General features: G+C 67.1%; 2 protein-coding genes. One reads left to right on the top strand and one right to left on the bottom strand.

What is annotated here, in order from left to right; genetic code table 11:
* On the bottom strand, positions 1-524 hold a 524-nt coding region (locus tag DSP71_RS09615), incomplete at its 3' end, for an IMP dehydrogenase (RefSeq protein WP_181800710.1).
* Between the two features lie 160 nt (positions 525-684).
* Here DSP71_RS09615 and DSP71_RS24640 point away from each other — a divergent pair.
* On the top strand, positions 685-834 hold a 150-nt coding region (locus DSP71_RS24640; protein WP_181800711.1), incomplete at its 3' end, for a 2-oxoglutarate dehydrogenase E1 subunit family protein.

Raw genomic sequence — 834 nt, forward strand, 5'->3', positions numbered from 1 at the left:
TGCCGCTCAGAGCCGATGTCGTCCGCGTCGATCGATGGCGTGCCGCGATGCACCAGGTCACCCAGCTGCGCATCGGGGAGCGCGGTCGCCAGCCTGGTCGCGGGCAGGATGCCGAGGATCCGGCCGACGTCGATGGGGGCAGCGCCACGGGCGACGACGATGCCGTGACCGCTGGTCGCCGGCAGCAGGCGGAGCGCGTCAGCAGCCGAGGCTTCCGGGGGCAGCACGATCGGCGTGTCCCAGAGCACGGGCTGCGACTTCACCTCACGGATCGCGGCATCGAGTTCCTGCAGAGGCAGGTCCTGCGGCAGCACGCCGAGGGCGCCACGCCGAGCGAGTACAGCGGCGATGCGCGGACCCGTCACGGAGTTCATGTTGGCCGCGACCAAAGGCAGCGTCGCCGGCGTGCCGTCCTGCGGCGCGAGATCGACCTGGAGACGGCTGGTGACCGCGGATCTGCGGGGTACCAGGAAGACGTCGGAGTAGGTCAGATCGACGGTCGGCTGCGCTCCAGAGAACTTCATGGTTCCACGGTACCCAGATCGCGACGCGGTGGGCGCTCGGCTTCGACGATTCCCCAAGGGAAACACGTTAGGCTTGTTGGTCGAGAGTGTGCGGGCCCGAACGCATCCTGCGTCGACGTCCGCACCAGAGAGCTTCAGCGATGAAAGAGGGCGATCGAGAGTGTCGAACCAGGTGACCGGCGTCAACGGCGACGGGGGGTTCGGAGCCAATTCCTGGCTCGTTGAAGAGCTCTACGAGCAGTTCAAGGTGAACCGCGACTCCGTCGACAAGGAGTGGTGGCCCATCCTGGAGAAGTACCACTCCGAGACG

This window comes from Microbacterium sp. H6 (assembly GCF_003314775.1).
GTDB lineage: Bacteria > Actinomycetota > Actinomycetes > Actinomycetales > Microbacteriaceae > Microbacterium > Microbacterium oxydans.